Below are 14,528 nucleotides of genomic sequence, written 5' to 3'. Positions count from 1 at the left end.
GGCGACCCTGCCCGCGCAGGGACGCCGGATGGGAACGCCATGACCAGCGGCTTCAGTGGTCCCGAGGACTACGACCCCTTCGGAGAATTCCTCGCCCGCTTCTTCGGCGGACCGCGCCCCGGGCCCCGGCAGATCGATATCGGCCGGCTGCTCAGTCAGCCGGCCCGGGAGCTGGTGCGGGGCGCCGCCCAGTACGCCGCCGAGCACGGCAGCCGGGACCTGGACACCCAGCATCTGCTGCGCGCCGCGCTGTCCGCCGAGCCGACGCGGACTCTGCTGACGCGGGCCGGCGCGGACCCCGACTCGCTCGCGACGGAGATCGACGAGCGGTCGGGCCCGGTGCAGCACCCGCCGGGCGAGGCCCCGCCGCCGACGTCGCTCTCGCTCACCCCGGCCGCCAAGCGCGCCCTGCTGGACGCGCACGACCTGGCCCGGGCGCGCGGCGCTGGCTACATCGGCCCGGAGCATGTGCTCAGCGCCCTGGCCGCGAACCCCGACTCGGCCGCCGGGCACATCCTGAACGCGGCCCACTTCGCCCCGTCCGGCAGGCCGCCCGAGGTCCCGGAGGCCGCCCAGCCCCGGGCTCCCCGCGTCGACCAGCGGCCCCGCGTCGACACCGGTACGCCCACCCTCGACAAGTACGGCCGCGATCTCACCGACCTCGCCCGCCAGGGCCGTATCGACCCGGTGATCGGCCGGGACGAGGAGATCGAGCAGACCGTCGAGGTGCTCTCCCGGCGCGGCAAGAACAACCCGGTGCTCATCGGTGACGCGGGCGTCGGCAAGACCGCGATCGTGGAGGGCCTGGCGCAGCGGATCGCCGACGGCGACGTGCCGGACGTGCTCAGTGGGCGCCGGGTGGTCGCGCTGGACCTGACCGCCGTGGTGGCCGGCACCCGTTACCGGGGTGACTTCGAGGAGCGGCTCACCAACATCGTCGACGAGATCCGCTCGCACTCCGACCGGCTGATCGTGTTCATCGACGAGCTGCACACCGTCGTGGGCGCCGGAGGCGGCGGCGAGGGCGGGTCCATGGACGCCGGGAACATCCTCAAGCCGGCCCTCGCCCGCGGCGAGCTGCACGTCGTGGGCGCGACGACGCTGGAGGAGTACCGCAGGATCGAGAAGGACGCGGCGCTCTCCCGCCGCTTCCAGCCGATCATGGTTCCCGAGCCGACGACGGCGGACGCCATCGAGATCCTGCGCGGGCTGCGCGACCGCTACGAGGCCCACCACCAGGTCCGCTACACGGACGAGGCGCTCGTCGCCGCCGTCGAGTTGTCCGACCGGTACCTCACCGACCGCCGGCTGCCCGACAAGGCCATCGACCTGATCGACCAGGCGGGCGCCCGGGTGCGGCTGCGCGCGCGGACCAAGGGCACGGACGTACGGGCCATGGAGCGCGAGGTCGAGCAGCTCACCCGGGACAAGGACCAGGCCGTCGCCGACGAGAGCTATGAGCAGGCCACGCAACTGCGCGACCGCATCGTCGAGTTGAAGAAGCGCATCGTGGACGCCTCCGGCGACGAGGAGGTCGACGAGGGCATGCACCTGGAGGTCACCGCCGAGGCGATCGCCGAGGTCGTGTCCCGGCAGACCGGCATCCCGGTGAGCAGCCTCACCGAGGAGGAGAAGGACCGGCTGCTCGGCCTTCAGGAGCATCTGCACGAGCGGGTCGTCGGGCAGGACGAGGCGGTGCGCGTGGTCTCCGACGCGGTGCTGCGCTCGCGGGCCGGACTGGCCAGCCCCGACCGGCCGATCGGCAGCTTCCTCTTCCTCGGCCCGACCGGCGTCGGCAAGACCGAGCTGGCCCGGGCGCTGGCCGAGGCGCTGTTCGGCAGCGAGGAGCGCATGGTCCGCCTCGACATGAGCGAGTACCAGGAACGGCACACCGTCAGCCGCCTGATCGGCGCCCCGCCCGGCTACGTCGGCCACGAGGAGGCCGGACAGCTCACCGAGGTGGTGCGTCGGCACCCGTACTCGCTGCTGCTGCTCGACGAGGTCGAGAAGGCCCACCCGGACGTCTTCAACATCCTGCTGCAGGTGCTCGACGACGGCCGGCTGACCGACTCGCAGGGCCGGACCGTCGACTTCACCAACGCGGTCGTCGTGATGACCAGCAACCTCGGCTCGGAGGCGATCAGCCGGGGCGGCGCCGGGATCGGGTTCGGCGCGGGCGACCGGGAGGCCGACGAGGAGGCCCGGCAGGAGCGCATCCTGCGGCCGCTGCGCCAGCACTTCCGGCCCGAATTCCTCAACCGCATCGACGAGATCGTCGTCTTCCGCCAGCTCACCCCCGAGCAGTTGGAGCGGATCACCAGCCTGCTGCTGGACAAAACGCGCCGGCTGCTGCACGCCCAGGGCGTGGCGGTCGACTTCACCGGCGCGGCCGTCGACTGGCTCTCCGAGCGCGGCTACCAGCCCGAGTACGGCGCCCGCCCGCTGCGCCGCACCATCCAGCGGGAGGTCGACAACCAGCTCTCCCGGCTGCTCCTGGACGGCCGGATCGGCGAGGGCGGCCGGGTGACGGTGGACGTGGAGAACGGGCGGCTCGCCTTCCGCACGGAGGACCTGCCGCCCGCCCCTGAACTCTGAGGCCTGCGCCGGACTCCGAGGCCCTAGGACGCCGGCCACACCACCATCGCCGAGCCCCCGCCCCGCCGTACCTTCTCGGCGGCGGCGAGCCACTTGCCGCCCGGCAGCCGCTGTACGGCCGTGGCGGCACCGATCTCGGGGTTGCGCCGGAAGCCGTGTCCGATGGCCTCCAGCCGGGCCCTGAGCGGGCTGTCGTACAGGCCCGGTTCGAGTTCGGTGGTGGTCTGGTTGCGCTGGCTGGCGCGCGGCGCGGCGATCGCGTCGACCAGCGGCAGGCCCCGGTCGAGGAATCCGGTCAGGGTCTGGAGCACGGTGGTGATGATGGTCGCGCCACCGGGCGAACCGAGCGCGACGACCGGCTTGGCGTGCCGGTCCAGCACGATGGTCGGCGACATGGACGAGCGCGGCCGCTTGCCGGGTCCGGGCAGGTTCGGGTCGTGGACGGCCGGGTTGGCCGGGGTGAAGGAGAAGTCGGTCAGCTCGTTGTTGAGGATGAAGCCGCGGCCGGGGACGGTGATGCCGCTGCCGCCGGTCTGCTCGATGGTCAGCGTGTAGGAGACGACGTTGCCCCACTTGTCGGCCACCGTGAGGTGGGTGGTGCTGTCGCCCTCGTACGTGGTCGGCGCCGCCGTGCCACTGGCGTCGCAGGCCGCCGGGTTGCGCGGGTCGCCCGGCGCGACCGGGCTCGTCAGCACCGCGTCGTCCTTGATCAGGCACGCGCGCGAGTCGGCGTACCGCTGCGACAGCAGTTCCTTCGTGGGTACGTCCTCGAAGGCGGGGTCGCCGACCCAGCGCCCGCGATCGGCGAACGCGATGCGGCCGGCCTCGATATAGCGGTGCAGGTACTGGACCTCGCTCGCCTTCGACAGGTCCGTGTTCTCCAGGATGTTGAGGGCCTCGCCGACCGTCGTGCCGCCGGAGGAAGAGGGCGCCATGGAGTAGACGCCGAGACCGCGGTACGACGTCTTGGTGGGCGCCTGGAACTTGGCGCGGTAGGCGGCCAGGTCCTTGGCGGACAGGTCACCGGGGCGGGCGTTCCAGCCGGAGGCGGGGTCCACGGGCGGCTTGTTGACCGTGTCGACGATGTCCTCGGCGATGCCGCCCCGGTAGAGCGCGCCGACGCCCTTGCGCGCCAGCTCGGCGTAGGTGCGGGCGAGGTCGGGGTTCTTGAAGGTGGAGCCGACCACCGGCAGCGCCCCGTTCGGCAGGAACAGCTTCGCGGTGTCCGGGAAGTAGCGGAACCGGGTCTCGTTGGCGGCGGTCTGCGCGCGGAAGGTGTCGTCGACGGTGAAGCCGTCGCGGGCCAGGCGCTCGGCGGGCCCGAGCACCGATCGCAGGCTCTTGCTCCCCCACTTGTCCAGCGCCTGCTGCCAGGTGGCGGGCGTGCCGGGGGTGCCGACGCTCAGGCCGCTGCTGACGGCCTGGGCGAAGGGGATCGCGGTGCCGTTCTCGACGAACAGCTCGGAGTCGGCGCTCAGCGGCGCGGTCTCCCGGCCGTCGATGGTGCGCACCGTGCGGGACTTGGCGTCGTAGTAGACGAAGTAGCCGCCTCCGCCGATGCCGGCCGAGTAGGGCTCGGTCACGCCGAGCGCGGCGGCCGTGGCGACGGCGGCGTCGACGGCGTTGCCGCCCCTGCGCAGGACCTCGATGCCGGCCGCGGAGGCGTCCGCGTCGACGCTGGCGACCGCGCCGCCGTGGCCGACGGCGACCGGGACCTTCTGGACGGGGCTGTGCTGGGCGGCGGGGGGCGCCGCCGCGCCCACCGACACCACGGCGGCCGAGACCGCCAGGACCGACAGTTTCCGCACGACAGGGCGACGCATCCGCACCTCCAGTCAGGGACCGTTCGCGCAGCCTATTCGATCGGCATGCCCTCGTCAGGAGCGCACGGGCACCTGTCTCGAACAACGGTTTGCGTTCGCCCGCTACCATGCGCGCCCATGAATGACGACGTGCGCAACATCGTCCTGGGCGTGGTCGCGGCCGGCATCAGTGCCGCGCTCGGCTGGCTGGCCCGCACCTACCTGTGGAAGCGCAGGCTCCGCCGAAAGCAGCGGTTCTTCGGGCTGCCGGACAACTCCGAGTGCCTGCTGGTGGTCAACCGGTCGGCGGGCGGCGGCGACTGGACCGTGGCACGGCGCGATGTGTTCGCACTGCTGGAGCTGTCCGCGATCATCAAGGACTGCGGGGCACACGCGCAGATCGTGGCCCATGACGCGATGCAGCAGGGCTTCGGCGAGCGCACGGAGTTCTGTGTCGGCGGGCCGGTGTCCAACCAGCGGATGGCGGCGCACCTGCGGTCACTGCTGCCTGGCGTCGAGGTCAACACGGACAGCGAGCCGGGGCCGGACCGGGGCGCCATCCGGGTGGGCAGCGAACGCTACCGATGGGAAAGAGGGACAGTCGAGCACGTACTGCTGGCCCGTTTGACGGCAGGCCGGACGAGCTCGGACGCCCGCCCCGTCTTCCTCGCCTGCGGCCAGCACTCCAACACCAACCACGCCGCCGTGCGCTACCTCGCCCGGAACCACGGGAAGCTGCTGCGCAAGCACGGCAACTCCTCCTTCGTCCTGCTGCTGAAGGTCGTCAACTCGCAGGCGTACGGCCCGGACGTCGTCGAACTGGTCGCGGATGTGACGCGGGCCGCGCAGGCTCCCCTGCCGTCCACGGAGGCCGCCCCCGCACGAAACTCACACCGCGCCTCCTGAGGTCCATCACATTCCGGCAATCGTTACCCCCACGTAACTTACCGGCGGGTTACTTGCGGTAAGAGGCCCCGGTTACCGTTCGGTCACTTTGCATTGACACGAGTGAGGAGTGACCTGTGGGAACCCAACGCAAGGCCCTGCGTACGACCGCCGTGGGCGCCGTCTCCGCGACCCTGGTCGCCGGTAGCGCCCTCGGGCTCGCCCCCGCCGCCCAGGCGGCCCCCGCCAGCGTCCGCTTCGTCGACATCACCGGCGACGGCGGCACCACCCTCAAGGCGAACGTCGTCACTCCGGCCGGCGCCGACGGCAGCCGCCGCTACCCGCTGCTCGTACTGCCCACGAGCTGGGGCCTGCCCCAGGTGGAGTATTTCGCGCAGGCGCAGAGGCTCGCGAACTCGGGCTACATCGTGGTCAGTTACAACGTGCGCGGGTTCTGGCAGTCGGGCGGCGAGATAGAAGTGGCGGGCCCGCCCGACATAGCCGACGCGTCCAGGGTGATCGACTGGGCGCTCGCCAACACCCCGGCCGACACTCGGCGCGTCGGCATGGCGGGCGTCTCGTACGGCGCCGGCATCAGCCTGCTGGCCGCCGCGCACGACAAGCGGGTCCGGGCGGTCGCCGCCCTCAGCGGCTGGGCCGACCTCATCGGCTCGATCTACTCGGGCCGCACCCAGAGCGTCCAGGCCGCGGCCCTGCTCGACGGCGCGAGCCTGGTCACCGGCCGCCAGAGCGCCGAACTGCGGCAGATCTTCAACGACTTCTACGCCTCCAACCTGTCCAGGGAACAGGACATCATCAACTGGGGGAAGAAACGTTCGGTCGCCACATATGTGGACCAACTCAACGACAGCGGCGCGGCGGTCATGATGGCCAACGCCTGGGGTGACACGATCTTCCCGCCCAACCAGTACGCGGGCTTCTACGAGAAGCTGACCGGCCCCAAGCGGCTGGAGTTCCGTCCCGGCGACCACGCCACCGCCGAGCTGACCGGGCTGTTCGGCCTGCCCAACGACGTGTGGAAGGACACCGAGCGCTGGTTCGACCACTACCTCAAGGGCGCGGACAACGGCATCAACCGCGAGCTGCCGGTCCGGCTCAAGTCCCGCTCCGGCGACGGCTACGAGGGCTACCCGGACTGGAAGTCGGTGGCCGCGACCGACAGGAAGATCGCCCTCGGCGGCACGAAGACGATCCACACCAACATCGACTCGGGGGCGAACGGCGGCGTCGTCTTCCTCTCCAGCATCCTCGACCAGGTGGCCAAGCTGCCCCCGATGGCCTCGATCCCGCTGCTGCCCCGCCGCTGGGCGGCCGTATGGCAGTCCGAGAAGTACCCCACGGCGCAACGCGTGCGCGGCACCACGAAGTTGCACACCACCGTCACCCCGACCAAGGAGAGCGGCACCCTCGTCGCCTACCTCTACGACATGGGCCCGCTCGGCCTCGGCAAGCTGGTCAGCAACGCGCCGTACACCTTCCACGGACGAACGCCCGGACAGCCGTTCGGCGTCGACCTGGAGCTGTACTCCACGGCCTACGACGTCCCGGCCGGGCATCATCTCGCCCTGGTCGTCGACACGGTCGACCCGCTCTACATCGAGCACAACCCGTCCGGCGCGCGGCTGACCTTCTCCTCGCCGGCGAACGACCCGTCGTACGTGTCGATCCCACTGCGCGAGCAGTGATCTCCGGCCGGCGCCGGACGGGTATGGCTCTGTGACTGCTGCGGCAGCAGCGTCCCCGGTCGTGGCTGGTGCCACCGCCACGGCCTTGGGGACGGACGGAACATCGTAGTCGAGGTCGGACACGGCGAGATGGGGGCCCTGTTCAGCGGTCTGGCGATGATCGCAAACTATCCGGACAAAACTGAACATAGCGCACGACACGCACTTTTCGGGCATAAGCCGTATTTACGTCGCGCTTATGTCGGGCCGGGATCAGGGCCTCACGTTTCCGCGACCTCCGCGTACACCTGCGACAGCTCGGGCACCCCGCTCGCGGCCCACTCCCGGCCCGAGGACACGACGTCGAACTCACGGCCGGAGGCGAGCCGGACGACCGGCTGACCGTCCGGCCAGATCTCCCAGACGGCCCCGGGCACGGTGCGCACGATGACGGTGCCGAGATACAGCCCGGCGTCGTTGCCCAGCCAGGGCAGCACCTCCTCGTCGTCCCGCCAGCGCGGGAGCAACTGATCCAGGGCCTCCAACGATGCTGCGGTGTCATCGAGTTGGATCCCGGCTCTGGACGCGTGGGAGCGCAGGAGTTCGCACTCGGAGAGGAGTTCGGCGATGCCCTCGGGGTCGGGGGCCCCGCGTTTCTCGGGCCGGTGGCCCAGAAAAGGGATCTTCATACGCACAGCGTGTCATTCGCACTGCCGAACGCACCACAGGCGCGCGGACCCCCGATTCCGGTCGAGTTCACGTCGACTTCTGGCATGGCTCGTTGACGGGTCACGGGCGCCTCTCTAACTTCTCCGTGCGTCTTGCGTCTCGTCGGAACGTCTCGTCGAACGTCTCACTGAACGTCTCGCCCGAGTGTGTCGCCTGAAGTCATGCGCAGTCATACGCAGTCCTGAGCGGTCGTGAAACGGGAGGAGTCGGCAGTGCGCCGATGTGTGTGGATCTCCGCGGTCGTCCTCGCCCTCTTCGCGGCCCTGGTGCCGAGCGTCTCCGCACAGGCGGCGGGCCGGCGCGCAGCCGCGCCGCTCCCGCTGGAACAGCTCTTCGACAACAGGGCCGTCAGCGACGACGCCCGGCCCGCCGCGGCGAACTTCGACGGGTCGGGCGCCTCCCTGTCGGCGCGGGACCTCGCGGCCGCCGGCTGGACGCCCGGCCGCGCGCTGACCGTGCAGGGCGCCGCACTGACCTGGCCGAACCGGCGGCCGGGCGAGCCGGACAACGTCCTCGCCGCCGGTCAGGACGTGCGCATGCACGGCCACGGCGACGCGCTCGCCTTCCTGGTGGCGGGCACGGCCGGCACCGACACCGGCGGCGCGGGGACGGTGCTCTACGCCGACGGCGCCCGGTCCGCCTACCACCTGACCGCCCCCGACTGGCGCACCGGCCCGCTCGCCACGAAGGCGGTCGCCCTCCCGCACATCAACACCCCCGGCGGCCAACTCGCCGAACGGGCGCGGCTGTACGTCGTCACCGTCCCGATCCTGCGGGGCCGCGAGGTCGCCGCCGTACGGCTGCCGCAGGCGAGTGGGCTGCATGTGTTCGCGGTGGCGGTACGTGCCCCGACCCCGGGCTGGACGGGGAGTTGGGCGACGGCGACGGGCGGCTACCCGGCCGTGGGGCCGTGGACCGACCGGACGCTGCGCCTGGTGGTGCACACCTCGGTGGGCGGGCCGCGGGTGCGGCTGCGGTTCGACAACACCTTCGCGGCGGGGCCGGTACGGATCGGCAGCGCCACGGTGGCGGTGCAGCGGGCGGGCGCGGCGGCGAAGGCGACGCCGGTGCGGGTGGCGTTCCGGGGCGCGGCGGGCGTCGAGATCCCGGCGGGGGCGCAGGCGTACAGCGATCCGCTGGGCTTCGCCGTGCCGGCGGACGCCAATCTGCTGGTGAGCTTCCATCTGCCGGGGACCGTGCCGGCCGCGCCCGTGCACCGGCTCGCGCAGCAGCGGTCATATGTGAGCGCGCCGGGCGACCACACGGCGGACACGTCCGCGGCGGCGTACGGCACCGTCCTGACCAGTTGGCCGCTGCTGACCGGCGTCGACGTGGGCGGCGGTCCGGGGTCCGTGGTGCTGCTGGGGGACTCGATCACCGACGGCGACAAGTCGACGCCGGACGCGAACCGGCGGTGGCCCGATGTGCTGGCCACACGGCTGCTGAACCAGAGTGTGGTCCCGCGCTATGGGGTGCTCAACCAGGGGATCTCGGGCAACCGTGTGGTCTCCGACCGCTATCCCGGGGACGGGGTCTCCACGGACACGGCCGGGGTGAGTGCGCTGTACCGGTTCGACCGGGATGTCGTGGCCCAGACGTCAGTACGTACGGCGGTGGTGTTCGAGGGCATCAACGATGTGCGGTGGGGCACGACCTCGCAGCAGGTGATCGCCGGTCTGCGCGCGATCGCGGACCGGGGGCATGCGCGGGGGCTGCGGATGCTGGCGGCGACGATTCTGCCGTGCGAGGGGGAGGCTCGGTGCACGGCCGCCGTCGATGCCGAGCGCTCCGCGGTGAACGCGTGGATCCGCGGTGCCGGGGTGTTCGACGGCGTCCTCGACTTCGACGCCGTGGTTCGGGACCCGGCGCGGCCCTCCCGGATGCTGCCCGCGTACGACAGTGGGGATCATCTGCATCCGGGAGACGCGGGGCTCGCTGCGCTGGCCGAGTCGGTGGATCTGCGGGCGTTGGTGCCGTGACCGTCCGGGGGCTCTGCCCCCGGACCCCCGTATCGGCCTGAACGGCCTCGTCCTCAAACGCCGGACGGACTGGAGGGCGTGCCCTACACGTCGAGATCCACCACCACCGGCGCATGGTCCGACGCGCCCTTGCCCTTGCGCTCCTCGCGGTCGACGTAGGAGTCGGTGACCGCCTTGGCGAACGGCTCGTTGCCGTACACCAGGTCGATGCGCATGCCGCGGTTCTTGGGGAAGCAGAGCTGGCGGTAGTCCCAGTAGGTGTACGGGTGGTCGTACTTCAGGGGGCGCGGGACCACGTCGGACAGGCCGGACTCGCGCAGGGAGGCGAGGGCGGCGCGCTCGGCCGGGGTGACGTGGGTGGAGCCCTCGAAGACGGAGCGGTCGTAGACGTCGTCGTCCGTCGGCGCCACGTTGTAATCGCCCAGCACCGCGAACGGGCGGCTGCCGCCCGCGTCGCCGGCGACGGCGGCCTTGAGGGCCTCGAACCACTGGAGCTTGTAGGCGTAGTGGGGGTGGTCCACCTCACGGCCGTTCGGCACATACACCGACCAGACGCGGATCGGGCCGCAGGTCGCGGAGATGGCGCGGGGCTCCTCGGCGCCGTCGTAGCCCGGGTCGCCCGGCAGGCCCTTGACGACCTCCTTGAGGCCTACGCGGGAGAGCACCGCCACGCCGTTCCACCGGCCGGTGGCGTTGACCGCCGCCTCGTAGCCGAGGTCGCGCAGCGGGTCGAACGGGAACTGCTCCTCGGCGACCTTGGCTTCCTGGAGGCAGAGCACGTCCGTGTCGCTGCTCTCCAGCCAGGCCAGGAGCCTCGGCAGGCGGGCGGTGATCGAGTTCACGTTCCAGGTCGCGATGCGCATGTCTCACAACCTACCGGGCGGGACTGACAACCCGGCCCCGCCCGGGGTGGCACCGGTCACAGCTCCGCCGAGTCCCCCGGCGTGAGCCGCAGATGCGTCGAGCCGCCCAGGCCGCCGATCTGGCGGTCGTAGATCGGGCGGGCCAGGTCGGTGAGCAGGGCGTCGTGGATGTCGTAGGCGCGCTGCGGCTTGACCTCGCGGACGTAGTCGATGACCTCGGCGATCTTGTTCCAGGGCGCCATGACCGGGAGCATCAGCGTCTCGACGGGGTGGTCGGGCACGGTGAGGGCGTCTCCGGGGTGGAAGACGCGGCCGCCGTCGATGAGGTAGCCGACGTTGGTGATGCGCGGGATGTCCGGGTGGATGACGGCGTGCAGCTCGCCGTGGACCTGGATGTCGAAGCCGGCGGTGGTGAAGGTGTCGCCGTGGCCGACGGTGTGCACACGGCCCGGGAACGCCGCCGAGATCTGCTCCGCGACGGACTTCAGCGTCCAGATCCCGGCGGCGGGGTTGGCCTCCATGGCCGCCCGCAGCCGGCCCTCGTCGAAGTGGTCGGGGTGTTCGTGCGTGACGAGGATCGCATCGGCGCCGACCGCGGCGTCCTCCTCGCTGAACCCGCCGGGATCGACGACGAGCGTCTGTCCGTCCTTCTCGAGGCGCACACAGGCGTGCGACTTCTTCGTGAGCTTCATGGGTCCATCCTGGCGCGCACCCGTTCGGGATGCTCACACCATGCTCACTCCTGCGGGGCTCACTCGTGCGGGGCTCACTCCTGCGGGGTGGTCTCCTCCCTTATGACCTGCTGGGCGACCTTGAACGCGCTGTTGGCCGCCGGCACGCCGCAGTACACCGCCGCCTGCAGCAGCACTTCCTTGATCTCGACCGGGGTCAGGCCGTTGCGCAGGGCGGCGCGGGTGTGGAAGGCGAGTTCGTCCAGATGGCCGCCCGCGACCAGGGCGGTGAGGGTGACACAGCTTCGGGAACGCCGGTCGAGACCGGGTCTGTCCCAGATCTCACCCCACGCGTACCGGGTGATGAACTCCTGGAAGTCCCCCGAGAACTCGTCCGCCTGCGCCAGCGCCCGGTCGACGTGCGCGTCGCCGAGCACCTCGCGACGGACCTTGATCCCGGCGTCGTAGGGATCCGGCCGGCCCGTCGTCTGCGGCGGTACGAGGGCCGGGGCGATCTCGGCGACGGGGGCGGGCTGCGGCTGTACGGGGGCCAGCACCGGCTTGGCGGGGGCGGCGACGATGGCCATCTGGCCGGTGTTGGTGTCGTAGGCGGGCTGCCAGGCGGTGGAGAAGTGCCGGACCAGCAGGTCGGTGACGGCGGCGGGCTGCTCGACCGGGACGAGGTGGGAGGCGCCGGGCACCACGGCGAGCCGGGCGTCCGGTATCCCGGCGACCAGGGTGCGGGCCTCGGCCGGGCCGGTGACCTGGTCGTCCGAGCCGACGAGGACGAGCGTGGGCACGGTGACGCCGCCGAGTCGGTCCCGTACGTCGAAGGAGGCCAGCGCCTCACAGGCGGAGATGTAGCAGCCCGGGTCGGTGGTGCGCACCATCTGCACCGCCCACTCGGTGATCGCGGGCTGGGCGGCGGCGAAACCGGAGGTGAACCAACGGTCCGGCGAGGTACGGGCGATGGGGTCGAGGCCGTTCGTGCGCACGATCACGCCCCGCTGCCGGAACTCGTCGGCCGTGCCGAAGCGCGGCGAGGCGGCGATCAGCGCGAGCGAGGCGATGCGCTCGGGGTGGCGCAGGGCGAGTTCGATGCCCAGGGCACCGCCGAACGCACAGCCCGCGTAGCCGAAGCGCTGCACGCCGAGGCCGTCGAGGGTGGCGAGCAGCCGCTCGGCGAGGTCGGTGACGGAACCCGCCGGGTACGCGGGCGCGCCGCCGTGTCCGGGCAGGTCGAACCGGAAGACGCGCCAATGCTGGGTCAGCTCGGGGACCTGGCGGTCCCACATGTGCCAAGTGGTACCAAGGGACGGCGCCAAGATCAGTACGGGTGCCTCTTCCGGCCCGTCAAAGCGGTATTGCAGGGTGCTGGACGTACTCTCGCTCACCCGACTCACGCTCCCACATCTCACAACCGCCCTATGACGGGGGTTGTGAGGAAACGGGCCGGATCAGGTGAAAGACCTCTCGGGCGACGTAGCGTTTGAGACACCGGACGTTTTCGCGCCGGGTCTTGCCCTCCTTGATAGGAACGCTCGACAGGACTGACCCCGCACAGCGCAGCGAAGGACGCCTCAGTGACGGCCGTGTCCGGTCCGATCCCCACCACGTCGAGCAGCTGCGGGGCATGACATTCCACGACTCAGCGTGATCCGAGTGGCCTGCAGCACAGACTCCTCGCCGGCCTCCTCGCGACTGCCCACGTCGGTGAACCGCGCACAGGTACGGAAGAGTTCGGCATTGCCCACTCCGGCAAGCCTTCCCGCAAGCTGGTTGCTCGCCTGGGTACGCGCTTTGATCGCCGACACCTTCGTAAGCTTGTACATTCTCGCGTTCTGAGCATCGAGCGGATCAGACTTGCCGCGCCGACGACGATCTGCCCGGTCCATCCAATTCACATCGAACACGTCTATGCCCTGGGCCAGCAGATAGCGCGACAGGGACGCGCCGAAGGAGCCGGTCCCCTCCACCCCGGCCCGCCTCACGGCTCCCAACTTCCTGGCCCACTTCAGCAGATCGCGGTATCCAGCCGCGGTGGCCGGAAATTCGTCGGTGGCAAGCACAATCCTCATCACGGAGAGCACCGCAGCCACATGGGTATCCCGGTGCGTATCCACTCCCAGAACCACCTCCCCCACAGGGCGACGACGGGTCCGTGAAGCAGGCGACGTACTCGACATGACCGAACTGGACATGGCAAGCACCCACCCATCCTCCCGCCGCCATCTCATCCCCGCTCAAGGGCCGCAGAACATGCTCAATCCCCCTCACGCCACACCCAGAACTTGATCCCAGCCGACCACAACAGCGCACGAAGTCAAGCAACGCGTTCAGGGGGCGGCGGTCGCTCGTCGGCAGAGGCACCGCCACCGACCAGGCCCGCTGTGGCAACGAACTCCGTTGTCAGTGGCTTGAGTACTGCCTCGGGGCCCACGATTACGGGACCGTCTGCCCCGGGTTCATGACCATCGTCGAGAAGAACGGCCGCCAGGGCTTCCGCGTCTCCGTCGAAGACCGAGCCGTACATGGTCGCCGTCGTACTGATGTAACGGTCGCCGGGGCCCAGCGGTAAGAAGATCGGCTACGAGATCCAGATCTCGCCGATCGCGAGTGGCTCTGTGAACAACACGACGCGCACCGCGGTGAACGACGGCCTGACACCGCTGTGGCTCGTGACGGTGGTCTCGCAGACCGTGCTGCTGGTGGAGTCGGTCCGCAAGACGGGACTGGATACTGGGATCTCTGCGGCTCTGGCATCCTGGCGCAAGCTGCGGGCGTGCACGATCCGGGCAAGATCCTGCTGGGTGTGGCGCTCGCGGTCGCCTAGGTGGCGACTGCCTGGCCGACATCGGGCCGGGGAGACGGCACCGGATGCGGCCGGCTCTGTGACCGTGGACCTGGATGGCGTCCTGGTGATCGCGCGCTCCGACAAGGGGGACACGGCTGCGGCCTGGAAGAAGACTTTCGGCCAGCACCGGCTGATGGGCTTCGTCGACCACGGGACGGGCGGGTCCCGTCGAGCCGGTGCCTGCTCTGCTCAGGCCCGGAAACGCCGGCAGCAACACCGCCGCCGATCACATCACGATCGGCGCTGTCTGGGTCACCTACAACGACAAGGCTGCCGACGCGGACTTCAAGGCGTCGCCGCCAAGGTCGCCAAGACCCCGTACACGCCGATGAGCCCGTATTCAGGCCAGTCCTCGCCACAACGCTACGCACACCCGCAGTGCCCATATGCCCCCATCGAGCCCGTCACGTCGGCCGGCAGCCCTCGGGGAAGGGAGATCCGCTGCGCCACACCCTCCGTCAGATG

11 protein-coding genes and 1 pseudogene are annotated in these 14,528 nt (G+C 70.8%); 5 read left to right on the top strand and 7 right to left on the bottom strand.

Annotation, left to right across the window (positions count from 1 at the left end; all coding sequences use genetic code 11):
* Nucleotides 1-39 precede the first annotated feature (39 nt).
* On the top strand, nt 40-2,595 hold the full coding sequence (locus tag ACP4J3_RS28235; RefSeq protein WP_426538868.1) for an ATP-dependent Clp protease ATP-binding subunit: 2,556 nt from the start codon (nt 40-42) through the stop codon (nt 2,593-2,595).
* A 23-nt stretch (nt 2,596-2,618) separates the two neighbouring features.
* On the opposite strand, the gene ggt is transcribed toward ACP4J3_RS28235, so the two are convergent.
* A complete protein-coding gene (gene ggt / locus ACP4J3_RS28230) occupies nt 2,619-4,418 on the bottom strand; it encodes a gamma-glutamyltransferase (RefSeq protein ID WP_426538867.1) in 1,800 nt (599 codons plus the stop codon).
* Between the two features lie 117 nt (nt 4,419-4,535).
* Between ggt and ACP4J3_RS28225 the strand changes: the two genes are divergently transcribed.
* On the top strand, nt 4,536-5,303 hold the full coding sequence (locus tag ACP4J3_RS28225) for a hypothetical protein (RefSeq protein WP_426538866.1): 768 nt from the start codon (nt 4,536-4,538) through the stop codon (nt 5,301-5,303).
* A 116-nt stretch (nt 5,304-5,419) separates the two neighbouring features.
* Entirely contained in the window at nt 5,420-6,988 is a 1,569-nt protein-coding gene (locus ACP4J3_RS28220; protein ID WP_426538865.1) for a CocE/NonD family hydrolase, read from the top strand.
* 260 nt (nt 6,989-7,248) lie between these two features.
* Here ACP4J3_RS28220 and ACP4J3_RS28215 read toward each other — a convergent pair whose 3' ends face one another.
* Nucleotides 7,249-7,656 (bottom strand): DUF6278 family protein, encoded by a 408-nt coding sequence (locus ACP4J3_RS28215; protein WP_426538864.1) that lies wholly within the window; start codon nt 7,654-7,656, stop codon nt 7,249-7,251.
* Nucleotides 7,657-7,908: 252 nt separating this feature from the next.
* Here ACP4J3_RS28215 and ACP4J3_RS28210 point away from each other — a divergent pair, with 252 nt between their 5' ends.
* Nucleotides 7,909-9,675 carry an SGNH/GDSL hydrolase family protein gene (locus tag ACP4J3_RS28210; protein ID WP_426538863.1) on the top strand — a complete coding sequence of 589 codons (1,767 nt, stop codon included), beginning with the start codon at nt 7,909-7,911 and terminating at the stop codon, nt 9,673-9,675.
* Nucleotides 9,676-9,758: 83 nt separating this feature from the next.
* On the opposite strand, the gene ACP4J3_RS28205 is transcribed toward ACP4J3_RS28210, so the two are convergent.
* The 5 genes from ACP4J3_RS28205 to ACP4J3_RS28185 form a co-directional block, all read right to left on the bottom strand.
* The gene (locus ACP4J3_RS28205; protein WP_426538862.1) at nt 9,759-10,538 is read right to left on the bottom strand and encodes an exodeoxyribonuclease III; all 780 of its coding nucleotides are present in this window, start codon (nt 10,536-10,538) and stop codon (nt 9,759-9,761) included.
* A gap of 56 nt (nt 10,539-10,594) precedes the next feature.
* The gene (locus tag ACP4J3_RS28200) at nt 10,595-11,230 is read right to left on the bottom strand and encodes an MBL fold metallo-hydrolase (RefSeq protein WP_426538861.1); all 636 of its coding nucleotides are present in this window, start codon (nt 11,228-11,230) and stop codon (nt 10,595-10,597) included.
* Between the two features lie 74 nt (nt 11,231-11,304).
* The gene (gene pcaC / locus ACP4J3_RS28195) at nt 11,305-12,603 is read right to left on the bottom strand and encodes a 4-carboxymuconolactone decarboxylase (RefSeq protein ID WP_426538860.1); all 1,299 of its coding nucleotides are present in this window, start codon (nt 12,601-12,603) and stop codon (nt 11,305-11,307) included.
* Nucleotides 12,604-12,789: 186 nt separating this feature from the next.
* Nucleotides 12,790-13,332: an IS110 family transposase gene (locus ACP4J3_RS28190; protein ID WP_426538859.1), complete on the bottom strand. Its 543-nt coding sequence runs from the start codon at nt 13,330-13,332 to the stop codon at nt 12,790-12,792.
* Between the two features lie 464 nt (nt 13,333-13,796).
* Complete coding sequence (locus ACP4J3_RS28185) at nt 13,797-13,934, bottom strand: hypothetical protein (protein ID WP_426538975.1); 138 nt, start codon at nt 13,932-13,934, stop codon at nt 13,797-13,799.
* Here ACP4J3_RS28185 and ACP4J3_RS28180 point away from each other — a divergent pair.
* Nucleotides 13,870-14,299, top strand: a pseudogene (locus tag ACP4J3_RS28180) (IS1380 family transposase); the annotation flags it as partial. The gene ACP4J3_RS28185 and the pseudogene ACP4J3_RS28180 overlap by 65 nt on opposite strands.
* Between the last annotated feature and the right edge of the window lie 229 nt (nt 14,300-14,528).

The sequence above is a fragment of the Streptomyces sp. UG1 genome (assembly GCF_049974585.1).
In the GTDB taxonomy this organism is placed as follows: Bacteria; Actinomycetota; Actinomycetes; order Streptomycetales; family Streptomycetaceae; genus Streptomyces.
Note: the sequence above shows the minus strand (reverse complement) of the source record. Positions and strands in the feature narration are given on the sequence as shown.